The sequence below is a fragment of the Helicobacter salomonis genome (assembly GCF_900197775.1).
Taxonomy (GTDB): domain Bacteria; phylum Campylobacterota; class Campylobacteria; order Campylobacterales; family Helicobacteraceae; genus Helicobacter; species Helicobacter salomonis.
The window spans coordinates 35,246-58,638 of sequence record NZ_FZMA01000028.1 but is presented as its reverse complement, the minus strand read 5'-3'; the positions used below and the strand labels follow the sequence as shown (position 1 = coordinate 58,638).

Genomic DNA, 23,393 nt, shown 5'->3' with positions numbered 1-23,393 from the left:
GCGCTAGAATGCGCGCAATTTAAAAAGTTCTTTGATGTGTCGGTGTGTCAAAAAATGAGACGCAATGAGCCAAGCTTTAAAAAGTAGCTTGTCTTAGCCTATCTGCTTAAGATTTAGAGCCCCTAGTTTGGGGAGTTGTGAGAGAATGAGGTAGAGGGATTGGGGGAGGGGTTGATAGTGGCTATCATACAAAGTGTTGTACAAGGTTATATTGACTAACTAGCCCCATAACTAAAGCTAGGGGGTGGGGGGAAATGATTTAAAGATTGCGTAGGGTAGCTACTCGCAGCCCCCTCCTCTCAATCAAGGCCTAAAAGTTGAACACATAGTTCACAAAGACCGACACATTTCTCTTGTAAGCGATGGTTTCTTTAAAACCTTTCAAATCGCCTTTGAAGTAGGCATTCATGGCTAGAGGAATGCGCAGGCCAACCTCAAACCCACTATGTCGGCTCACATTGGTTCTAAAACCAATGTTCAAGGGGATTTGGAAGTAGGTGGTGTTCATGCTAGCACTTCCTCCACGCGCCTTGATCGCCTCCATACTTGCCCTCATAGTACTCTCTCCGGGCACAACCCAAGTGCTACCTGCCAAGATTGCACCTACAAACACCCCGCTGGTGTACTTGCTATCCTGACTCTCATAGAAGTTATACAGGGCATCCACACCAGCACCATAGACGAAGTTATTCACCGGGCTGCTTCCGCTTGCAAACACGCCATGTTGATAGCTAAAGCTACCATAGTAGCGCAAGCCCCAACGCTTTTTCTTACCAAAGAACTGCTTGTAGCCCAGTTGCGCGTTCACCCCATACATGTTGCCATTTTGGCTAAAACTCTGCGTAGAAGAAGCCACCATCTTGCCCGGACCCACACTTAAAGGGTTGAGTTGGATATAGCTTCCCAGCTTGCTCTTAGTGGCATTGAGATAGGCAAGTAGATTGCTCAAATGTTCAAGAGCTTCACCCATTTGCGCGCGTTGCTGTGGTGTGAGAGGACCTGATTGCTTGGGCAAAAGAGCCACAAGAGTTATTCCGCGCACCCGTGCAGCAGGAGTGTGTATCGCTCCCACAACATTGTTAGGCACCGCTAACTGGTTTAACAAACTGGTCTGCAAATTCTGCACGAGCTCAATCAGATTGTTCAGGCTATTATTCAGCGCGTTGATACTGATATTAGCCGCTGAGGCTAGGGTATAGAAGTTTGTAAGAGCCTGAGTGAGGTTGGTACCAACACTGGGGTTATTGACCAAATTGCCCCCTACATATTGGTTAAGTCCAGCCACCAACCCGCTCACAGCTTGTGTATTAGACATGCCAGTCACATTGTTGATCAACCCCGAGGTTGTGGTGGCCACCACCTTAGCTTCGTTTGCCTTGTATTGACTCAAAGCCTGGGTAAGAATTGTCGCTCCGCCTTTGCCGCTCACAAGAGTTTGCAAGGCATTCTGGGCCGTCTGTGCTGGGGTAGGGGGCTTGGGAGCGGGGGTTTTAGAGGGCGTAGGCGCGCTCGCAACCGGGCCTCCAGCTCCACTGCTACCCGCTACTCCACCGCTACCCCCTAATCCACCACTGCTAGCCTGCTGATTTTGATTCTGATTGTTGATCTGCCCTTGGATCTGTGCTACCTGCCCTTCAAGTTTTTTCACCTCGCCCTGCGCAGTTGTCTGTTGACCTTGTGCAGTTTGGAGAGTGCCTTTAGCCGCATTGAGCGCAGTCTGAGCCTTAGTGTTCTCCTGGTCAGCAGTCTGCAGAGCTTGATTGGTTTGTTGAGCAGCTGCCTGTTTTTGCTGTAGCGTTCCTTCCAGGGTTGTCACCTGACCTTTAGCAGTGTTCAAGTCGCTTTGTGCGTCTGTCACGGCCTGCTTAGCATCGTTATTGGCTTGGGTGGCAGCCTGCAACTTTGTCTCAGCCTCTTTAGCCGCTTCCTCTGCTTTGGTTAACGCGTCTTGTGCGGCCTGCTCGTCTCCTGTTCCTTTTTTCTGTTGGAGGTCCGTCTGCGCGTCTAGCACTTTCTGCTTAGCGTCCGCGTCTGCTTGGGTGGCTTGGTTAAAAGCATTTTCAGCTTGTTGCGCGTCTGCTTCTTTTTGCTGTAGTGTCCCTTCCAGAGTTGTCACATCATTTTTAGCAGCGTCCAAAGCTTTCTGCGCAGCTGTTGCAGCAGCTTGAGCAGCATCATTGGCGTTAGTGGCATTTTGCAAGTCTGTAGCCGCTTGAGTAGCCTTTGCCTGTGCTGTGGCGACTTCCTTTTGCGCATTAGCTACAGCTGTATCTGCTTGTTGCAACCGCCCTTGTGCGGTTTGTAAGTCTTGTTTGGCTTGTTGGAGTTGTTGCCCTCCCCCAGCACCACCTCCGCTACTACTCGCTGGAGCTATGGCCTGCAGTAGAGAACCACACAAGGTGGTGGCCAGCACAAAGCTTAGAGGTGTTTTGGATTGTTTGGAAAACTTAGACTTAGAAACTTTGCTTTTAGAGATATGTGTCATGGCGTGTTCCTACTATCCTTGTTTTGGGGGCAAAGGGACGGGCTGGGTATTCTGAGGATCAAAGGGATTTGGCAGAATTTTGTCGAGCACATAACCCGGAGTGGTTGTCTGTGTGCCCTTGGTCATGTTGGAATACTGAAACCCCACTGCGCCATAAAAGCCATTATTTTCGGCTTGCAACATGCCTGAAACAGGGAGGGTGAGCCCCGCAACAGAGGTAAGAAGGACTGAACGGAAAACATGCATGGAAGCTCCTTTAACTTTTGGGGTCAAAAGTATTAGAGGAACCCAGTTTTGAAGAGGACCTAAGTGACAACAATAAAATTTGGGCACCCGAGGACCACCTCCAACCCTAGGATAAACCCTAGGATAAACCCTAGGATAAACCCTAGGATAAACCCTAGGATAAACCCTAGGAACTCTAAACCTTGCCGGAACTTTATTATAGCACAGAATCCCCAAGTTGTTGCATTTTCAAGGCCTTTTGGCAAAAATCTCTTAGGGCAACGAAGTTTTTAGAATAGCAGAGGCTGGATGCTGTCCTCCTGCTCGATATCCTCTTGCAAGGGAGTGTTTTGGGTGGAGTAGTAGGTCTCTCCATTGATCTTTTGAGCGATCACGCCCTCAGGGATTTTAAAACGCCTCTCTAAAGCCGGGTTGAGCTGTAGGGCGCGTTCTAGGAAATCTGCAAAGACGGGTGCTGCTATAACCCCTCCGGCCATTCCATGCCCGATGCTGCTATTGTCGTCCCGCCCAAACCACACAATGGCTTGCAGATTTGGGCTAAAGCCACAAAACCATCCGTCCACATAGTTGTTGGATGTACCCGTTTTACCCGCCACTTCTATGCCGGGCACATGGGCACGTCTCCCCGTGCCCCGTTCTACCACCTCCTTGAGAATGGAGAGAGTGAGCCAGGCTTGGGCTTTGGAGAGAATGGGTTTGGGGGGAATCACTTGGAGCAATTTGGGATTTCCCTGTGCATCGATGACATCAGAAATCAAAACGGGTTCTAAGAGTGTGCCGTAATTAGAAAAGAGGGAGTATTGCATGCTTGCTTCTAAAGGGGAAATCTCAAAGCTTCCTAGAGAAATGGACATGTTTTTGGGCAAATTAGCAAACCCAAAATCGCTCAGGCCTTGATAAATGGCGTCAAATCCAACTGTGTCCACCAAATTGATCGTGGCTAGGTTAATGGAGTTAACCAGTGCTTTTTTCAGTGTAATGAGCCCGGAAAACTTGCGGTTGTAATTCTTGGGACGCCAACTTCTCGAACCACTGGTGTTGAAAGTGCGCGCGACATCGGGGATCAAAGACGCGCTGGAGAGGCCATGTTCAAAGGCAATTTGATAGATAAAGGGTTTTACACTGCTTCCAAACTGGCGTTTGGCCTGTGTGGTGCGGTTGAAAGAACTCTTGCTATAATCCACCCCTCCCACCATTGCCAAAATATGCCCTGTATGGGTGTCGGTTACGACAATGGCCCCATTGAGTGTGCTGTCATGATCTTCGTGTAGGCGCGCGATTGCATTCTCATAGCCGCGTATCAAGGCATCACGCGCGAGGTTTTGATAATCCAAATCGATGAAAAGCTTGATCGTGTAGCCCCCCGTTTTTAAGTCGGGCAGGAAACCTAGAGTGCGCACTACTTCGTCCACCACATAGGGGGCAACATTTTGGGTGGTGGTGGTGCGATAGACTTTGGGGACTTCTGCTAAGGCACTCTGCATTTCTTGATCGGTAATCCAGCCCAGATTGGCCATGCGCCGCACAATGCTATTAGCCCGTGTGAGAGAGAAATCTAAATGCTTAGTAGGGTCGTAAAAAGAAGGAGCCCTGGGCAGTGCCATGAGCATGGTGATCTCTTTGAGCGTAAGGGCTTTGAGGGGTTTTTTAAAATAGCCTAAGCTGGCCGTTTTAACCCCATAAAATCCATGCCCAAAGAAGGTCTGGTTTAGATAACGCTCTAAGATTGCCTCTTTGCTGAGTTTTTGCTCCAATTTGAGGGCGAGTACCACTTCTTTAATCTTGCGATCCAAGGTCTTTTCACGGGTGAGTAGCATGTTTTTGACCAGCTGCTGGGTGAGGGTACTCCCCCCCTCGCTGTATTTTTGATGGCGCAAATTCTTGAGAAATGCGCGCATGATCGCATCCAAATTGATCCCATTGTGCTCGAAAAAGAGTGTATCTTCGACTGCAAGCAAGGCTTCGACCATTTTAGGAGGGATTTCCTCAAAGGGAGCGTAAATGCGAAATTCGCGATCGTAGAGATTGGCAATCAAGCGCCCCTTGGCGTCCAAAATCTTGCTAGCTAGGTCAGGTTTATAGTGCACAATTTTTTGCACTTCTCCCCCTGCCTCACCCCATAAAAATAGCAAATACCCCCCACCTACAACACCCCCAATGAGCACGGGCAAGATGAAAAGAACCCAAAGAATTTTTTTTACGATTTGCATTTAGAACTTTTTCTTATTGGCATCTTCTAGGATTTCTGAAGAAATACGATCGATATTATTGCTCACTTCTAGGGAGGTGTGGGCGATCTCCAGATTATATGCAGTGTCTGTTTTGAATGCATCTAGGGTGGTGTTGATGCTCTCCACATTCTGGGCTTGTATCCTGATGGATTCGCTCGTGTCCCCAATGCTTTGGGCTAACACATTGATATTGCTCTCAATTTCGCCCAAAGACCTTTGGGTGCGCTCAGCGAGTTTGCGCACTTCATCAGCTACGACGGCAAAGCCTCGCCCATGCTCACCTGCGCGTGCGGCTTCAATAGCGGCATTGAGGGCAAGTAAATTAGTTTGATCGGCAATGTCCTTGATGATTTCTACAATATTTTTAATGTCCTGCCCTTGGGCAATCATCGCTTCACTCTGCGTGCTGATCTCTTGAATACTAGCCGTGATGTCATGAATGGATTGGGAAGTGGCGATCAGGCTTTGGTTCTGTTGGTTGGCGCTCTTTTTGAGATTATCGACGCAACTTTTGAGATTCTTAGATTCTTCATCGAGTGCGCTGGCAAAACGCAGGGAAGTTTGCAACATCTTTTTAATCTCTAGGCCCAAGGCATCTAAGGTGTATTCCATTTCCCCGGAGGGCTGGGCGATCCCCTGGGAAAAATCCAGGGCTTGGTAACGCGTAAAGACTTCGTTGATGTTTTGCATGTGTAAGCCGATGCGTTGGCGTAAAAAGGCGATCATTTCATTGAAAAATTGTTTGAGTTGGACAAGGTCTTCACTAGCAGGCGTAGCGCTGATTTCCTGGGTAAAGTTACCTTGTTTGATTTCTTGGACTACCAGTGAAACATTTTGCATGCACGCTGAATCGACCCTTACGCGCTCTTGAATCTTGAGGATATTTTCATTGATGGAGTGTTGCATAATTCCAATTTCATCATAGCTTGAAACAGGCTTGGGGGTGATATTAGCACGGACCTCGTTATTGAGCAGACGGAAAAAGGCACTCAAGGTATTGGAGAGCTCCCTAATGGGCTTGCTGATGAAATAACGCATGAGCACTAAGATGATTCCTATCATGGCAATTACAATTAAAATGGAGGCGATAAAGATGAGTGTATACACTTCACGCGAAAGGCTGTAGACCTTCTTTTTGGCGATCCATCTGCCCACTACCCATTTTGAACTGAAATTATCATGCTTGATATTGGCACAAATATCGAAGGTTTTGACGACCAGAAACGCGTCCTCTTTAGTGCTCAGGGTGTGATACTCCAAAAACCCCGATTTATTTTGGCGGATAAAATCTTGAAGCATGCGTGCGCTAGGGCTGGGGTTAGCATCAGCTAAAAGACGGCCTCGCATCTCCGGATTGAGGAGGGGATTGCTCATGGTGAGCACTGTTCCATCTTGCTGGAGCAAAAAGGTGTCTTGATTTTTTCTAAAAGCTAATAGTAAGATGTTAGAAGCATCTACAAACACGCTGACTACTCCAATTGTGCGCCCCTCTTTAACCATGGGTATGGCTATCTCAAATCCAAAATATTGCCCAGACCCCACTCTTTGAAAAACAACGGGACTTTTGCGCATGGCCACACCCTTCATCGCTTCATCCATGAGGGAATCTACTCCATCTCGTTGCATGACTTTAAAATCAGCCTCTTGTCTGTATATTACCTTGGTTATACGAGGGGTGCTGGTGTAGTGAATTTTAAGTTGTTTGACATCGGAGTTCTCAAATAGAAATTTCTTGAGCCATTGCAGTTGTTTTTCTTCCTGCGTGGGCGAAATAGTGGCTAGTCCTGTGGCGAATTTTTGAAATTCATCAAATACACGGCCAATGACCCGCTGGAATCTAGCTGCCACTTCATCTGTGCCCTCTGTCAATTGTTCAATAGCGTGCTCTCTGCTGGCCTCCTGCACCTTAGTGTCGATGATCCAACCTAGAATCCCAATTGAAATAACCAATACACTGCACAATACGATCAAAACTTTCGTGGCAATCCTAGCGCGTTTTAACACGGCAAACTCCTAGAGCGTAGTTTTTAAACTCATAAGAAGCTTTAAAAATCTTTTTTTAAGATTTCTTCTACTTTTAGAATGGAGACAAGTTTATCCTCTCGCTTACCGATCCCAAAGATGAGCTGGTTGTTCTCTAAGAGGGTTTCGGGCACAGGGTCGATGTCGGATTGTTTGATGCGGATGGCTTCTGTGAGGCGGTCAATATAAAAGCCAGCAATTTGGTCATTGTGGCGCACTACTAGATAACGCATATCCTTATTGAGCTTTTCAGCAGGCAGACCAAATTTGAGGCGTAGACTAATGAGGGGGAAGACATTGCCCCGTAAATTGAACACCCCCAACACATAATTAGGCGTTTCGGGCACACGGGTATACCCAATGGGCTTGACAATTTCTAAGATATTGAGAATGGGAATGGCGTATTCCTCACTCCCAATAATAAACCCGATGAATTGTAAAATCTCTTCCGTGTCCTCAGCCTTGATTTCATCTTTGTTTTTCTGCTTGTCAAAGATTTCCTTGAGGGCCATTGCGTCTTTCATGCTCTCTCCTTAATTTTCCAATTTGATGCTTCGTTTCACGACATTGGCCAGGTATTCTGGGCTATAGGGCTTGGTGATGTATTCTGTCATGCCACTCTCTACACCACGAATGCGATCGGTTTTAGTGACTCTTGAGGTTACGGCGATAAGGGGCAGATTTTTAAACTTATTGTATTTTCGTACCTCAGAAGCAAAGGCATAACCATCCATCTTGGGCATTTCAATATCCACCAATATGGCATCAGGCACTTTATCCGCATTTTTGACCATTTCTAAGCCCTCTAACCCATTTGTGGCCTCGATCACGGTTACTCCCAGGGATTTTAAAGACTTGCGCATCATCGCCCGATCCGTGCTGCTGTCATCGATCGCCAAAACTACATAATCACTAGGCGCATTTTTAACACTGGAATTATGGGCCTGGTCGATGAGATTATTGACATTCACCTTGACATTTTTAGCCATTTCCATCATCGTGCCCACATCCACGATGAGGGTGATTTTGCCATCTCCACGCACCGTGGCCCCGGCGATTCCCTTGGTGCTTTTGAGGTAATAGCCTAAAGACTTGATCACCACTTCCTCTTGCCCAATCAAGTAATCCACAATCACCCCGATCTTCTGATCGGCTAGACCGATGATCACCACATACACCTCTTTGGAAGCCTCTAAGATCGCATCCACCTTAAAGATGTCGGCCAAACGCACTAAAGAGAGCACCTCGTCGCGCAGACGCAGCACGCTTTTTCCATCCACGCTATAGATTTCATCTTGACTAATGCGCACGGTCTCTAGCACCGAAGAGAGGGGAATGGCATAGTACTCCTCTTGCACTCCTACCAGCAAGGCCTGAATGATGGCTAAAGTGAGTGGGATTTTGAGCTTCTGGGTGGTCTTAACCCCTATCTCCGATTCTAGCTCGATAATCCCATTGAGTTTTTCGATATTGGTTTTGACCACATCCATTCCCACGCCCCGCCCTGAGACATTGCTCAAAGTCTTGGCCGTAGAGAAACCGGGCTTGAAGATAATATTCAAAGCTTCTTTATCCGTCATGCCTGCCGCTTCTCTTTCTGTAATCACGCCCTTCTCAATGGCTTTTTCCTTGAGTTTTTCTGGATCAAGCCCTGCCCCATCATCAGTAATCTTGATCACGATATGATTGCCTTCATTGTAAGCGCTCAATTCCACGCGTCCCATTTCAGGTTTGCCCAGCATTTTGCGATCCTCAGGTTTTTCAATGCCGTGGTCGCAAGAGTTACGGATAATGTGAATAAGTGGATCGCCAATCTCCTCCACAATGGACTTGTCTAGCTCCGTTTCTTCTCCATCAATGACTAATTCAATGCTCTTGCCCAATTCCCGACTCAAGTCACGCACCATGCGGGGGAATTTGTTAAAGACCTTACCAATGGGCTGCATGCGTGTCTTCATCACGGCGAGCTGTAGGTCTGTGGTTACTGCTGAAATGGAAGAGACCACTTGATTGAGCTCCTCTAGGAATTTCTCCCCATCGTAGCGTTCTTCCACATCCCCATAAATACGAATCAAGCGGTTTTTGCCTAACACCAATTCCCCGATGAGATTCATCAAGTGATCTAAGCGGCGCACATCCACGCGCACGGTTTGCTCCACTCCCAGGGCAACAGATTTATCCTGCTCTTTTTTGGAGCCCTTACTCGCAGTGCTGGCCGGTTTAGCTGGAGTGGCTTTAGCAGGTGCTGGGGTTTCTAGGGCCTGCGGAGTAGGGGGTGGTGGAGGGGCTTTAGCTGCTTCTTCTTTCTTTTGTGCGCGGCGCGCTTTGTCAGCTTCCTGACGGATTTTCAAGAGTCGTTCGATCTCTTTTTCCACCTCTTCAGAGCTCATATTACTATAATCCGCTTCTGGTTCGCAGGCCAGAGGATTATCCAAATTTTGAGAAGGCTGGCTAGATGGGGTTTGATCGGAGGGAGGAGCGGGGGTTTCTGGGGGAGGAGTAGGAGCTGCTTCTTGAGGAGGAGGTGTGGCGCTTTCTAAATTGCCCTGCGCAATGGTTTGCAATTCCTTGACAATGCCTGAAATATCTAAACCGGCATTGGCATCTGAACCCGTATTACGAATAGTAACCAACAAGGTTTTCATCATGTCTACCGAGCGCAACACCACATCCATGACATCCGGGGTGATTTGGAGTTCATTCTTGCGTGCGCGGTTGAGCACATCTTCCATATTGTGGGTTAAATGAGTGAGGGTGTCTAGGTTGAGGAAAGAGCTTGAGCCTTTGATGGTATGCGCTACCCTGAAAATACGATTGAGCAAATCCAAATCGTCCGGGGTGTGCTCCAACTCCACCAGGTCCTGGTCAAGCTGTTCATTCATCTCAAAGGCTTCAACTAAAAAATCCTCCATGATCTCGCGCATATCATCCATATTTAGCACCTTTGTTTAAGTTTGTTACATTATACTCGTTTTTGCTTATCCTAGAATTTTGGCCACTTCCTCGGCAAAGCGGTTGGCATCAAATTTTACCAGGTAGCCTTTCACCCCTAGGTCTAGTGCCTTTTGTGCGCTATAATCATCGCAAATTGAGGAGTTAAACAATACGGGAATATCCGCAAAACGCATGTCTTCTTGGATTTTGGAAAAGAAGTTATATCCATCCATCTTAGGCATTTCCACATCCGATACGATGAGCTTGAGCACACGATTCAAATTGTCTCCATGTTGCTCGTAGAGTTGCTCTAATTTGGCTAACCCGTCCTCTCCATTCACAGCTTCCACCACATCAAAACCCAACTGCATGAGAGTATTTCTAATGATCTTGCGTGCGGCCTTGCTATCGTCTAAAAATAACGCTGTGCCCTCAAATTTCTTGGTATGCTGTTCTGCAAGAGTATCCCTAGAGGTGCGCTCCACATGCAATTCAAAATCATTCAACACGCTCTCTAAATCTAAAATCAATAGGGTCTTATCTCCCTCGATTTTGGTTGTGCCCGTGATGCGATCCTTGCCGGCATTATTGTGCGCACTAAAAACAGCGGGTCTAACATCGTTCCAACTAATGCGCCGGATGCGTTTGGCCTCATGCACGATGAAACCCATCTTGACATTGCTAAACTCAGTAATCACCACCACTTTTTCCTCAATGCGCGCGCTATCTTCCACAATGCCCAACCAAATGGAAAGATCGATAAGAGGCATTACAATAGAACGCAGGTCAAAGACCCCTACGACATAGTCTAAATGTGTGGGGAACTCGAAGACCTCAGGCATCATGATGATCTCTTGCACCTTAGCGACATTGATCCCATAAATCCCCTCATAGGGTTGATCGCCCTGCAGACCAAAAATACGAAAATCTACCAGTTCGATCTCCCCTAGATTTAGAGCCGTGTCCAGACTTTGCTCGGTCATACCATACCCCATAGTGTTCTTGGCCCGAATTTTACCCTAATTTCATCAGTTTTCAGACATGGTTTTGAGAGTGGAAATCAGGCGTGTATTATAAAAACTGGGCAGTCCCCAGTAGTGTTCCTGCGTGTGTGGATGTTGGTAGTATGCACCAATGTGAAAATGCCCTTCAACCACACCATCCAAATTCAAGCCTTTTTTTTGTGCATGCGCACGATATAGGTCTAAACGCTTTTGAGCAAAGTGCGCCCATTCAGTTTGGCTTAACTCCAAAGTTTTAATGCGTTTAGCATCGATGCGTTCTTGTATATGGGGGTATAAGTTAGGAAACACCTTATCTAAATAGCCTAAGATATTCCCTGAACGCCTTAATAGAGAGATATAAAACTCATACCCCCACCCCACAAAGAAGTCCCCATGCGCTAAAGCAAGGAGGCGATCTTGGTAGAGAAAAAAGGCAGGCTGCTGTGCCCTAGAATAGATACGGACATGTTGGAAGTGAGAGAGGGAATGCAAGACTAGATCGTGATTGCCCTCAAAGTAAAAAATCTGTGTCCTATGGCTAAGAGTCTGGATTTTCTCTAAAATAGCTTGGTGAGGGATTACACTACTAGCGATTTTGCCTACTAAAACATGAAAAATATCCCCCATCAAAAACACCTGCTTAGGGGGCGCATTTAAAAGTTGGTCTAAAAGAAGGGGGAATGCAGGGTTACCCTGCTTGTGGTGAGCGTCTGCGATGAAGATCGCGTCGCTGGAGAGAGAGGGACAAGAGGCACGATTCACCCTCCCCCCATGAATTGCAAACATTCTAGGCGGTCGTTGTCCTGTAATTGTGTGTGTGCCCAGTCTTCTTTCTTGACCACTACACTGTTACGGGCTATAGCACACACCTGCTCATTAATGCCTAACTCCTCCACAAGGGTTTGAACATTCAATGCCTGTTCAAACTGCCTAGATTGTCCATTGATGATCAAATGCATGGTTCTCCTTTATGCGTGATAATTGGGGGCTTCTTTGGTGATGTCCACATCGTGCACATGGGATTCTCGCAAACCCGCAGCTGTAATCTGCACAAATTGGGCATTTTTAGTGAATGTGGGGATATCTGGCGCGCCCAAATAACCCATCGAGGCGCGCAAGCCTCCCACAAGCTGGTAGAGGATGTCTGCGATCTTGCCCCGATAGGGCACGCGCCCCTCAATACCCTCTGGGACAAGCTTCTCTGAGGCTAACCCTTCTTGAAAATAGCGATCCGAGCTCCCTCTACTCATCGCTCCAATGCTTCCCATGCCTCGATAACTCTTGTACTGCCTGCCTTGATAGATGAGGGTGTCCCCTGGGGATTCTTGCGTGCCCGCGATCAAACTCCCCACCATCACACAGGACGCACCTACTGCCAACGCCTTGGCCACATCTCCAGAATACCTAATCCCCCCATCGGCAATGACGGGGATATTATGTTGTTTAGCTTCTTGATAACACCCATCAATTGCGCTAATCTGGGGCATGCCCACTCCGGCCACAATCCGGGTTGTGCAGATGCTTCCTGGACCAATGCCCACCTTAACTCCATCAGCCCCTGCACTGATGAGGTCTTTGGTAGCTTGTGCGCTCACCACATTGCCCACCACTACATCTACGGCGAGCTCTTTTTTAACCGCTTCTAGGGTATTTAAAACATTGCGTGAATGCCCATGTGCACTGTCCAAAACCAGCACATCCACCCCGGCTTTGACTAGAGCACGCGCCCGATCAAGCTGATTAGCCCCAATGGCCGCACCTACCCGTAAGCGCCCAAACGCATCTTTATTAGCGTGGGGATATTCGATACGCTTTTGAATATCTTTAATCGTGATGAGCCCCTTGAGCACCTTACGATCATCAACTAGTGGTAGCTTTTCAATTTTGTGTTGATGCATAATGGCCTGGGCTTGATCTAAACTTATCCCTACTGGAGCGGTGATCAACGCGTCTTTGGTCATCACCGCGCCCACTTTCTTGCTCCAATCGGTTTCAAAACGCATATCGCGATTAGTTAAAATCCCAATTAAAATGCCTTGTGCATCGATCACGGGTACACCTGAAATCTTATAATTATCCGCAATGGCTTTAGCCTCTCCTAGCGAAGCCTCTGCGTGGACATAAATGGGGTCGTGTATGACTCCGCTCTCGCTTTTTTTAACTTTAAGCACCTGTTGCACTTGTGCTTCAATATCCATGTTTTTATGGATAATTCCAATACCCCCCAGCCGCGCTATCGCGATTGCGGTGTCAAACTCTGTAACCGTGTCCATCGCTGCGCTCACAAAGGGGATATTCAAGTCAATGTTTGTACTCAGCTTGGAAACTAAACTCACCTCCTTGGGTAAAACCTCCGAATAAGCAGGCACGAGCAACACATCTTCAAAAGTGAGGGCTGTTTTTAGGAGTTGCATAACTATCCTTCTAACTCTAAGATTTCCTCCAAGCCATAGGCCACATCTAAAATCCGTTGTTCTTCAAAAGCAGGTCCGATAAATTGCATGCCAATGGGCAATTTTCCATGGTAGGCTACGGGCAGAGAGATTGCAGGTAAACCAGCCAAATTTACCCCCACGGTGTAGATATCGCTCAGATACATTTCCAGAGGGGTAGCGTGTGCGTTAAACTCAGGGGCTACGCAGGGGGCTACGGGAGCAAAGATCACCTCTGCGTCCTCAAAAAGCCTTTTATACTCGTGCACGATATGTGCACGCGCCCTTTGCGCCTTGAGGTAGTAAGCCTCGTAATAGCCACTGCTCAAGACAAAATTCCCCAGCATGATGCGCCTCTTCACCTCAGCCCCAAACCCTTTAGAGCGCGTTTTTATGTAAAGCTCTTTGAGGTCCTTACCCTTTAGGCGTTTTCCATAACGCACCCCATCAAAACGCGCCAAATTCGAACAAGCCTCCGCTGTGCTCAAAATGTAATACGCAGCGATGTGGTGCTTGTGATCTCCGATGCGCTGGGACACCAAAGTATGCCCCATTTTCTCTAAGATGTGTAGACTATCTGTGTAGGCCTTTTGCACTTCTACGCTTGCATCTTTGAGGGCTTCTTCCAACACCCCTATACGCAAAGCCCGCTTAGGATCAAGATGCTTAAAAGTCTGGCTCGCCTCTAGGACTACACTGGTAGAATCCTTAGGATCATGTCCACTGATGGCATCTAGGAGAATCGCACAATCACGCACATTCTGGGTAATGGGGCCAATTTGATCCAAACTGGAACTATAGGCCACCAAACCATAGCGACTCACCCGCCCATAAGTGGGTTTGAGCCCCACGCAGCCACAATAACTTGCTGGCTGGCGGATGGAGCCCCCCGTATCACTTCCTAAAGCGGCAATGGCCACCCCCCCAGCAACTGCGCTTGCACACCCCCCCGAGCTCCCTCCGGGCACATGATCGGTGTCTCTAGGGTTTTTAACCGGTCCATAGCAACTCGATTCGCTCGTGCTGCCCATGGCAAACTCGTCCATATTGGCTAAACCAAAGGCGCACATACCATGTTGGTGTAAACGATCGATAGCAGTAGCATTATAAGGGGCGATATATCCCTGTAAAATTTGACTCCCGCATGTGATCTCCCAACCCTTGACATTGATGTTGTCTTTGATGAGAATAGGTGCGCCCGCACCGCTGGACTTAGGCGCACTAACATAGGCGTTGAGCTCGGATTTTTCTAACACACGCTGGGCTAGCTCACATTTGTACTCTTCTAAGGCTTGAGGGGAAAGCTTTAAGGCTTCTTCTAGGGTTAACATGGTCTTCCTAACGATTTTCGCCCTATTCTAACAAATGCAGGGTAAAAACTCTCTAAGGATACCCCACTTCAACTATGGCAGGGCAACTTACCAGCCACGCCGTCAAAGCTTATCTGCGGGAGCGATTTGCGAGTGGGCAATGCGGCTGGTCAAAAACAGAGCACAGAGCACTCCCACACTCAACCCTGTGATGAGTGCCCCGATTGTGTGTGCGTTGTAATAAATGCGTGCTCCCATCGTGAGAAAAGCCAAGGGCAAAAACCACAACCACACCCAGCCATAGCGACGCACCAAGAAACCCAGAGCGCAGGCAATCATTGAAGAGTGTCCGCTGGGCATGTTTTTATTGCTTCCATTGGGCCTTTCCCCTAAACGGCGATCAAAGAGTACCACTCCATTTAGAGTCCACTTGAGGGAGTGTGTGGCAATGGTGGTGGCAATGCTCACATGCAAGATTTGGATCAAACCGATGGGATCGCGTTTAAGAAGGGGCAGGGTAAAGGAAACGATGGTGGGTACAAAGCGGACGTAGTGTTCAGTGAGATCAAACGCTAAAGGGACTTGAGATTGTTTGGCAATCTTAGGAAAGGGGATGAGAACTCCTGAGAGGAAGAGGAGGAAAAATAAGAGAATGCTCTTAGTGGGCAGACCCCGCGGAAGACTCTGGGAGTAAAGACCTTTAAACTTTTCCACACACAACACCCAAGAGCACTAAAGTCTATGATGCGCAATTCAAAACTGCGCGCAAACCCCAAAATTTAAAATCCAAAGGACGAGACTTTGTAAGCACGCTCACTTCACTTGCCCACATAAATTTGACGGGGACGCGTGATACGCGCTTGGGTGTTTTTAACATGCTCTAGGAGTTGTGCGCACCAACCTACCGTGCGTCCGATAACAAAAACAGGGGTAAAAAAGCGAGTGGGGATTTTAAGAGCGGTGAGGATAGTGCCCGAATAAAAATCGACATTGGGGTAGAGATTGCGCGCAACAAAATACTCATCCTGCAAAGCAACCTCTTCAACCTTAGCGGCAATTTCATCGAGTCTGGGGTTCATCTTGATCCCTCGGGCTTGTAAATCGTCCTTAAGTTTCTTCAAAATCCGTGCACGCGGATCGTAACTCTTATACACTCGATGCCCAAAGCCCATCAATTTGAATGGATCGTTTTTGTCTTTAACGCGAGCAATGTATTTGTCCACATGCTTCACATCCCCGATTTCCTCTAATTGCAACAAGACCTTTTCATTTGCTCCGCCATGCAAATGTCCCCACAAGGTCGAAATACCCGCACTAATGGCTGCATAAGGGTGCACACCTGTAGAGGCGACATTTCTAACCGTTGTAGAAGAGGCATTTTGACCATGATCAGCATGCAGGGTCAAAATCTTATCAAAGGCTTCTATCTCTAAGGGATTGATCTCAACCTCGCCATGTAGCCCATGCTTGAGTCTTCCATGGGGATAAGCGCGCAACATAAATAGGATATTTTCAACATAACCCCTCGCAACATCTGGGTGAATCACGGGCGCGCCCGTTTCATTACGATAGCAGATAGCCGCTAAGGTTGGCATTTTGGCGATAATACGCCTGGCCATGGTTTGGTAATCTTCTTCATTCTCCATCTTTTCATGGTCGGAATAGAGTGTAGAGAGAATGGAAACGCCACTACTGAGTTTTGCCATAGGGTGCGCATGGGTAGGGAAAGCCAAAAACATGTTATGTAAAGTCTCATGAATGAAACTTCGGTGGCGTAATTCCAACTCAAACTCCAAAGATTCTGTGGCATTTTTGGGTAACTCGTCCGTCAACAAGAGTCTACAAATGTCGCTGTACTGGTATTTTTCCACAAGCTCCTCTACAGGATAGCCTTTGTAGTAAAGCTCGCCTTTCTGACCATCAATGTAACTAATTGTAGACTTGCAACCAGCGGTAGAGGCATAGCCCACATCATAGGAGAGCAGTCCCGTGCGTTCATATAACTTAGAAAAATCGATGCCCTTGGCTCCGCGCGTGGCATCAACGGTTTCAAACTCATAATGTTGTTGAGTGGTGTTGTCGATAAGGGTGATAGACATGAAGCTCCTTTTAGACTTTAGTCCAATTATACACGCCCAAAGGTTAAAGCAAAGTTTCCTCTGAAACTCATTTGCACCCATCTAGGTATTTTCGAAACACATCGGCATTAAATACCCGTATCGCACCTTCTAAATTGTCTATATTGTCGTCTAAATACGCTACATAAGCCTTACCCATTAGATTAGTTGTACCTCCAGCCACAGTGGCATTGATGGTCCCTCCCACAACACTTCCCACTCCAGGGATAAATTTTAAGATCCCTCCTACTGCAGCGCGCACGGCAAGCCCCACACCCAATGCCCCCAGAGAGGCTGTTAGGATGGTTTGTGCACCTTCTTTGGTAACTGTGAGCCCGTAAATCTTGCTAATGTGGAGAATCATGGCAAGCTGTGTGGGGGCTAGCAGGGCAAAATCAGAGAAAGGAATGGGGGTAGCCCCAATGCCTGTAGCCGCTGTGGTGTAGCCTGTAATGGCCTTATGTGCATCTTTTTTGTATTGCTCACGACATAGTTTTCTATCAAATTGCTGTTTTCTAGCAAAAGCTGCTCGCCTCCCCTCATCCAGAAGGGAATAAGTTTTAGCAATGAGCTCCTTAATCCCCATGCATTTTTTTATCTCACCATCGTCATCTTCGATCTCTAAGGCTCTTACGCGTTGCAGATGTGTCCGTCCGAGCTGAAATTTATCCCGCACCACATCGGAAAATCTCTCTCCCTTATCGTCCTTATCCCGTTCAGCTTTTTTGACATACTCCCTATAGCTAAAAGCTAGGGGATTCTGGTATCATCAAGGCTTGCCCGCTAGGCGGGTCTTACAGCCTCTACTCCAAGAGTCGATGCCCCAACTCTATGAAGGACATTATAGCACAAAAGAAGCCTTATATCCCCATAGCTAAAGCTAGGGGCTTTACGGCGCGAGTGGTAAAACGCCCTACTATTTGCCCTAAACGCCCGCCAACGCCGTGCATGCACATTCATACCGCTCTCCTATTATCCATCGCATTTTACAGCAAAAGAATCGCAAAAAGGCTTAGTATTGCTCTCATGACACGCTTTGATTTAGATTTACTAACTATAATACACGCGTAATGGGACATTAGAACCTAAAAATATTGGTGTCTCATCTCAAAAGGAAGAACTTGGATTTGCATTTTCCCTATGATATTTTTTATACAGAGGCACAAGTTTTTTTAAAAGACCGCATTTACAAGGACTATTTGCGCCGTCTAGTCTATGGAACGGACGCATCTTGTTATCGCTACATCCCGCAATTAGTGATCAAAGCCATTAACGAAGAGGAGATTATCAAGATTTATACCCTGGCGCGGCGCTATCAAATTCCTTTGACTTTCAGGGCTGCGGGGAGCTCTCTTTCTGGGCAGGCTTGTGCCAAAGGGGTTTTGGTAATGGCTAGTTTTGGCTGGCAAGAAATTGAGGTCAAAGAGGGAGGAGCAAGTATTAGCTTAGGGTGCGGGGTGATTGGCGCACATGCTAATGACGCCCTTAAAAGCTACCATAAAAAAATCGGTCCCGATCCGGCTACGATCGCGACCGCGATGATGGGAGGGATTTTAGCCAATAATGCCAGTGGCATGTGCTGTGGAGTCAAACAAAATAGTTACCAAACCCTAAAATCCTTGCGCCTTATCTTGGTAGATGGGACAATTTTAGATACTTCTAATTTAGAGAGTATAGCGCGCTTTAAAAAGAGCCATGCCAAACTCTTAGAGGGATTGTTAGACCTGCGCGCACAAGTGCTCGCAGACTCAGAACTTAGCGCGCTCATTGCAAAAAAATACCAGATCAAAAACACGACCGGTTACAGTTTAAACGCTCTTTTAGATTTTAGCGATCCCATAGACATTTTAAGCCATCTCTTCGTTGGTTCGGAGGGGACTTTGGGGTTTATCTCCGCATGCGAATTAGAATGCGTAGAAGATGCGCCCTTTAAAACATGCCTCTTGCTCTTTTATCAAGATTTGCGCACCACAATCCAAGCAGTCCGCATTTTAGCCCAGCACGCCGATAAGATTAGCGCAGCAGAGGTGATGGATTATGCGTGTTTAAAGAGCGTGCAAGGTTTAGAGGGCATGCCTGCCATCTTGCAAGAGATTCAAACCGGGAATGGGTGTATTTTGGCGCAATTAGAACATAGCGATTTGCACATCTTAGAGGATAACACCCAAGGCGTGCTGAAAGCCTTAGAGGCGATTCCTACGATTTTACCCCTCCAACAAAGTAGCGATTCACAAGAATATAACGCATGGTGGAAAATCCGTAAAGGTATTTTCCCCATTGTAGCAGGCAAGCGGCGTTATAAAGCGAGTGTCATCACAGAAGATATTTGTTTTGAGGTGGATAAGCTCTCTGAAGGGATTACACAATTAGAAATCCTCTTAGAAAAACATGGTTTTAAAGATCATAGTGTGATTTTTGGGCACGCTTTGAGCGGGAATTTGCATTTTCTCATCACACCTTTGTTAGATGTGCCACAGGAGCGCGCCAATTTTGCCAATCTTGTTACAGACATGGCGCACATGGTCGCTGATTTGCAGGGCTCTATTAAAGCCGAACATGGCACAGGGCGCATGGTTGCTCCCTTTGTAGAACTAGAATGGGGAGCTAAAGCCTATGCAATACACAAGCAGATCAAAGCCCTCTTAGACCCTCAAGGAATTTTAAATCCCGATGTGATCCTCTCAGACGATCCGCACATCCATACTAAAAATTTGAAATCTAGCGCATCTGTTGAACCCGAGCTTGAGGCATGTATGGAATGCGGATTTTGCGAACGCATTTGTCCTAGTCGTTATCTCTCTCTAACCCCAAGACAGCGTATTGTTCTCCATAAAGAGATCGCCTATTTAACAGAGCGCGTAGAAGAAGGATACCCCGATCGAGATTTATTAGAAGAGCTCTTAACAGAATCGGCGTTTTTAAGTGAGGAAACTTGCGCCGTGTGCCATATGTGCGCCACGCTCTGCCCCTTAGAGATCGATACGGGTAGCATCGCTTTGCAACGCCGCCAAAAACAGCATAAGGGACATGCTATCGCGCACCAGGTCTTAAAACACATGGATAAGAGCATTAGCATGGTTAAGATGGGATTGGGACTTGCGCGCGCTGGACAGGTAACTTTAGGGGCAGAGAGAATGCAGGTCTTAGCAAAGAAGGCGCATTTTAAGGTAGCCACGCCTGCTCTGCCCAAGTATCTGCCTAGCAAAAATACACATGTTTTTGCCAACAAACATGCACAGGGTGATAAAAGTGTGATTTATTTTTCTACATGCATTAACCGTGCCTTTGCGCCCTCTAAATATTTGAAAGACAAACGTCCTCTGCAAGAGGTTTTTGAGTCTCTTTGTGCTAAAGCGGGCTATAGTGTGATTTACCCTCCTACACTGCCTAAACTCTGCTGTGGTAAGGCTTTTATCAACTATATAGATTTGAGCGCGTCCAACCGCACTAAAAACGTCCGCTTGCTTCAAGAATTATCTGGTAATGGAAAAATCCCCATTGTGCTCGATCATAGCGCGTGTAGCACACATTTAATCCAAGAATGCGCTTCTTTGGATTTACCCATCTACGATCTGCCTATTTTTATTGTGCAACACTTACGCCCACATTTACACTTAACTCCACTAGATGAAAGTATTGGACTTTATACAATGTGCGCAGCCAAGAGGGCGGGTTATGAAACCCAGATGTTAGATTTGGCACGCGCTTGTGTGCGCGGAGAAGTGGTGGTGCATGCTCCTACTGGGTGTTGTGGTTTTGCTGGGGACAAGGGCTTTTTAACTCCTGAACTCAATGCTTATGCCTTAATAGACTTTGCCAAATTTTACCAAAGCAAGGGATTACAAAGAGGGTTTGCTAGCTCAAGCACCTGTGAAATCGGTTTGAGCGGGGCGACTTCTATGAGCTGGCAACACATCGCTTATTTGGTAGATACATGCGCGCAGGGTGACTTAACACAACCTACTGGCATACTCCACATAGCTAAAAGCTAGGGGATTCTGGTATCAACAAGGCTTGCCCGCTAGGCGGGTCTTACAGCCTCTACTCCAAGAGTCGATGCCCCAACTCTATGAAGGACATTATAGCACAAAAGAAGCCTTATATCCCCATAGCTAAAGCTAGGGGCTTTACGGCGCGAGTGGTAACAGGCTTACCTTGACCTGTGCGTGCCATCTCTTCCCCAAAGACGACATTAATCAGTGTGCTCTTACCCACACCGGTTCCCCCAGCTACTAAAACATTGAGATTGGAATCAGGGTCTTTATCCATGTTTTCTCCCACTTGATTTAAAGCCTTAAAGAACAAATCTGCCATATTCAAACTAGCAAGACCCTCTTTGTTAACCTCTTCTTTATCAGCCATCATCTACTCCTTGCCTTTAGTAGCCTTAACAAGAATCCCAAATGCTTTGCGGCATTTGAGATACACTGCCCAAGCTCCGCGTAGTATACAAGATACAATTATATCAGAGCTGTAGAGTGTGTGAAATTGCGTCTTTAGAGATCGAAAATCCGCGTCAATGCCTTGGCAACTCCACTGGTCATTTAAGCTAGAAATTTGCAGTTATTGTTATAATCGCTAGTTTAAAAGATCGATTTTAAGGATAACAATGGCGCAGACCCTCTCCATTATTAAACCCGATGGTGTTAAGAAGCGCATTATTGGCAAGATCATCACGCGCTTTGAAGAAGCGGGCTTGGAGGTTGTCAAGATCAGGCGACTGCATCTGAGTCTAGCTCAGGCGCAGGATTTCTATGCGGTACACAGGGAGCGTCCTTTTTTTAAGGATTTGATGGATTTCATGACCAGCGGCCCTGTGGTGGTGATGGTTTTGGAGGGCGAGAATGCTGTGGAGAAGAATCGCGAGTTGATGGGCGCAACCGATCCCAAGCAAGCTAAACCGGGCACAATTAGGGCGGATTTTGCAGACAATATTGATGCAAATGTGGTGCATGGAAGCGATACCGAGCAGAATGCTCAGAGAGAAATTGCGTTTTTCTTTGCTTGATTAACCGTGAAGTTAGAGATGCGTAAAATCGGGGCGGTTCCCAAGCCTTTTTGCGTCAAAGAGAATGGGTTGTGTTGGGAAGGAGGGGTGCGCCGTGTGCAAACTAAGCTCTACCTAGTGGAGGGAAGATTGCACGGGTTTTTGGAAGTGCAGTGTGCCTCGAGCGGGGTAATGTTTGAAAAACCCATCTCTCAGGAGATGGTTCTGTGTGTCTGTGATGGGCTCTATGAGAGTGCACACAGGAAGCAGTGCATTGGTGAGAGGGTTATAGATAGCATAGATGTCGTAGAAAGTTTTGAAGGATGTGTTGATCTGAGTGCATTGTTGCACGCAGAAATTCAATCCATTCAGCAAGACTATCACTATGCAAATTAAGTTAATCAAATTCAATAAAGGATAGTTATGGCCGTTCCTGATAGACGCGTGAGCAAAACTCGAGGCAAAAAGAGGCGCACACATTACCGTGTGAAGTTAGCGATGCCTGTTAAAAACAAAGATGGTAGTTGGAAGTTGCCCCATTTTACCAATAAATTTACGGGTGCTTATTAAAGTGACACCGGATTAGGGCCATGAGAATTGTGATCGATATGATGGGGGCTGACCTGGGGGTTCTCCCCGTCATTGAAGGGGTTTCGAAGGCGCTTAGTTCTGTATCATTCAAACCCGTCTTAGTGGGGGATGAGAGTAAGGCTAAGGCATTCATTTCGAAGGACTTGGCTTCCAAGGTGGAGCTCATCCATTGCCCAGATTACATCCGTATGGAAGAACACGCCACAGATGCTCTCAAACGCAAGGAGTCTTCGATTTTTGTGGCTATGGACATTTTAAAGAACGGAGCAGATGCGCTAGTGTCAGCGGGACACAGTGGAGCTACTATGGGCTTGGCTACACTCAAGATTGGACGCATTAAGGGGGTGAGTCGCCCCGCACTCTGCACTCTTATGCCCTCTATAAAAGATCGTGCTAGCCTATGCTTAGATGTGGGCGCTAACACGGATTGCAAGGCAGAGTACTTGTTGGATTTTGCAATCATGGGCTATGAATATGCTAGAAATGTCCTAGGCTATGACAACCCCACGGTGGGACTTCTCTCCAATGGAGAGGAGGATAGCAAGGGGAATTTGATCACCAAAGAGGCTTTTAAGCTTATTGAGCAATACCCCTTATTCAGTCATCATCCTGAAAATGCTCCCATTTTTAAGGGCAATGTAGAGGGAAATGATATCTTTGACAATGTTGTGGATGTTGTCGTGTGCGATGGATTTGTGGGGAATGTGGTGTTGAAGACTACAGAAGGCACGGCCAGCGCGATCAGTTCTGTGTTTAAAAGTGAGATTAAGCAGAGCTTAGGGGCTAAGGTGGGGGCGATGCTTCTCAAAGGTGCGTTTGGCACTCTTAAGCGTAAGACAGATTACGCAGAGTATGGGGGTGCACCTCTCTTAGGGATCAATAAGACTGTCATCATCAGTCATGGAAAGAGCAATGCACGGGCGATGGAATGCGCCATCTATCAAGCCATCAAGGCTAAAGAGAGCGGGGTGTGTGAGAAAATGGCACTTGCCTTTGAACACAAACAACCTCCAAAAGAGGCATCCAGCTAGCTT

The 23,393-nt window shown here is 47.1% G+C and carries 20 protein-coding genes; 5 read left to right on the top strand and 15 right to left on the bottom strand.

The genetic code is table 11. The annotated features are described in order from the left end of the window. Positions 1-310 precede the first annotated feature (310 nt). From C6H04_RS08160 to C6H04_RS05440, 14 genes are all read right to left on the bottom strand, one after another. Positions 311-2,485 (bottom strand): outer membrane beta-barrel protein, encoded by a 2,175-nt coding sequence (locus tag C6H04_RS08160; RefSeq protein ID WP_233711868.1) that lies wholly within the window; start codon positions 2,483-2,485, stop codon positions 311-313. A gap of 12 nt (positions 2,486-2,497) precedes the next feature. Beyond that, a complete protein-coding gene (locus C6H04_RS05505) occupies positions 2,498-2,731 on the bottom strand; it encodes a hypothetical protein (protein WP_104732557.1) in 234 nt (77 codons plus the stop codon). 269 nt (positions 2,732-3,000) lie between these two features. Further along, positions 3,001-4,935, bottom strand: a complete 1,935-nt coding sequence (locus C6H04_RS05495; RefSeq protein ID WP_104695264.1) for a transglycosylase domain-containing protein — start codon at positions 4,933-4,935, stop codon at positions 3,001-3,003. 6 nt (positions 4,936-4,941) lie between these two features. Then, on the bottom strand, positions 4,942-6,966 hold the full coding sequence (locus C6H04_RS08320) for a methyl-accepting chemotaxis protein (RefSeq protein WP_104732555.1): 2,025 nt from the start codon (positions 6,964-6,966) through the stop codon (positions 4,942-4,944). 41 nt (positions 6,967-7,007) lie between these two features. Continuing rightward, the gene (locus tag C6H04_RS05485; RefSeq protein WP_233709725.1) at positions 7,008-7,508 is read right to left on the bottom strand and encodes a chemotaxis protein CheW; all 501 of its coding nucleotides are present in this window, start codon (positions 7,506-7,508) and stop codon (positions 7,008-7,010) included. 9 nt (positions 7,509-7,517) lie between these two features. Next, the gene (locus tag C6H04_RS05480) at positions 7,518-9,917 is read right to left on the bottom strand and encodes a hybrid sensor histidine kinase/response regulator (protein WP_104732554.1); all 2,400 of its coding nucleotides are present in this window, start codon (positions 9,915-9,917) and stop codon (positions 7,518-7,520) included. Between the two features lie 45 nt (positions 9,918-9,962). Then, complete coding sequence (locus C6H04_RS05475; protein WP_104732553.1) at positions 9,963-10,901, bottom strand: chemotaxis protein; 939 nt, start codon at positions 10,899-10,901, stop codon at positions 9,963-9,965. 45 nt (positions 10,902-10,946) lie between these two features. Next, complete coding sequence (locus C6H04_RS05470) at positions 10,947-11,684, bottom strand: metallophosphoesterase (RefSeq protein ID WP_233711867.1); 738 nt, start codon at positions 11,682-11,684, stop codon at positions 10,947-10,949. Further along, positions 11,681-11,881: a sulfur carrier protein ThiS gene (gene thiS, locus C6H04_RS05465; protein ID WP_104695255.1), complete on the bottom strand. Its 201-nt coding sequence runs from the start codon at positions 11,879-11,881 to the stop codon at positions 11,681-11,683. The genes C6H04_RS05470 and thiS overlap by 4 nt, the downstream gene beginning before the upstream one ends. Before the next feature lie 9 nt (positions 11,882-11,890). Next, positions 11,891-13,336, bottom strand: a complete 1,446-nt coding sequence (gene guaB, locus C6H04_RS05460; protein WP_104732551.1) for an IMP dehydrogenase — start codon at positions 13,334-13,336, stop codon at positions 11,891-11,893. Positions 13,337-13,338: 2 nt separating this feature from the next. Next, complete coding sequence (gene gatA, locus C6H04_RS05455) at positions 13,339-14,685, bottom strand: Asp-tRNA(Asn)/Glu-tRNA(Gln) amidotransferase subunit GatA (RefSeq protein WP_104695253.1); 1,347 nt, start codon at positions 14,683-14,685, stop codon at positions 13,339-13,341. A 102-nt stretch (positions 14,686-14,787) separates the two neighbouring features. Further along, the gene (gene lpxE, locus C6H04_RS05450) at positions 14,788-15,378 is read right to left on the bottom strand and encodes a lipid A 1-phosphatase LpxE (protein WP_199767090.1); all 591 of its coding nucleotides are present in this window, start codon (positions 15,376-15,378) and stop codon (positions 14,788-14,790) included. Positions 15,379-15,482: 104 nt separating this feature from the next. Then, complete coding sequence (locus tag C6H04_RS05445) at positions 15,483-16,763, bottom strand: citrate synthase (protein WP_104695324.1); 1,281 nt, start codon at positions 16,761-16,763, stop codon at positions 15,483-15,485. Between the two features lie 67 nt (positions 16,764-16,830). Beyond that, complete coding sequence (locus tag C6H04_RS05440) at positions 16,831-17,460, bottom strand: YcjF family protein (RefSeq protein ID WP_104732549.1); 630 nt, start codon at positions 17,458-17,460, stop codon at positions 16,831-16,833. 448 nt (positions 17,461-17,908) lie between these two features. Between C6H04_RS05440 and C6H04_RS05435 the strand changes: the two genes are divergently transcribed. Then, on the top strand, positions 17,909-20,773 hold the full coding sequence (locus C6H04_RS05435) for an FAD-binding and (Fe-S)-binding domain-containing protein (protein ID WP_104732560.1): 2,865 nt from the start codon (positions 17,909-17,911) through the stop codon (positions 20,771-20,773). Positions 20,774-20,879: 106 nt separating this feature from the next. Here C6H04_RS05435 and C6H04_RS07920 read toward each other — a convergent pair whose 3' ends face one another. Next, on the bottom strand, positions 20,880-21,143 hold the full coding sequence (locus C6H04_RS07920) for a GTPase (protein ID WP_233710917.1): 264 nt from the start codon (positions 21,141-21,143) through the stop codon (positions 20,880-20,882). 247 nt (positions 21,144-21,390) lie between these two features. Between C6H04_RS07920 and ndk the strand changes: the two genes are divergently transcribed. From ndk to plsX, 4 genes are read left to right on the top strand one after another with little or no spacing between them, the layout of a single operon-like run. Then, entirely contained in the window at positions 21,391-21,789 is a 399-nt protein-coding gene (gene ndk, locus C6H04_RS05425; RefSeq protein WP_104695322.1) for a nucleoside-diphosphate kinase, read from the top strand. A gap of 18 nt (positions 21,790-21,807) precedes the next feature. After that, complete coding sequence (locus tag C6H04_RS05420) at positions 21,808-22,164, top strand: hypothetical protein (protein ID WP_233711866.1); 357 nt, start codon at positions 21,808-21,810, stop codon at positions 22,162-22,164. 27 nt (positions 22,165-22,191) lie between these two features. Then, a complete protein-coding gene (gene rpmF, locus C6H04_RS05415; RefSeq protein ID WP_104695320.1) occupies positions 22,192-22,338 on the top strand; it encodes a 50S ribosomal protein L32 in 147 nt (48 codons plus the stop codon). 20 nt (positions 22,339-22,358) lie between these two features. Then, entirely contained in the window at positions 22,359-23,390 is a 1,032-nt protein-coding gene (gene plsX / locus C6H04_RS05410; protein ID WP_104732547.1) for a phosphate acyltransferase PlsX, read from the top strand. The last annotated feature ends 3 nt before the right edge of the window (positions 23,391-23,393 follow it).